Consider the following 255-nt stretch of genomic DNA (forward strand, 5'->3'; position numbering starts at 1 on the left):
CCGACATCGTGATCGTCGGGATCGCCACGGAGTCCTGTGTGCTGAAGACGGCGTGTGACGCGTTCGAACGCGGCCTGACGCCCTGGGTGATCAAGGACGCGGTCTACAGCCATGCCGGACAGGAAGCGCACGAGGCAGGACTGCTCGTGACAAGCCGGTTCATCGGACGTCGGCAGCTCATCGACGCGGATGCACTCTTCGCCGAGAAGCTGGTGGCGACAGCGTGACGCGCCCAGTCGCGGTGATGGACATCGA

Annotated in this window: 1 protein-coding gene; it reads left to right on the top strand. The window is 64.7% G+C overall.

Annotated elements, in window-relative coordinates:
- Positions 1-227: isochorismatase family protein (locus tag QSK25_RS45300; protein WP_285647895.1), on the top strand; the 227-nt coding region annotated here is incomplete at its 5' end.
- Positions 228-255 lie beyond the last annotated feature (28 nt).

This window comes from Lentzea sp. NBRC 102530 (assembly GCF_030269365.1).
Lineage (GTDB): Bacteria > Actinomycetota > Actinomycetes > Mycobacteriales > Pseudonocardiaceae > Lentzea.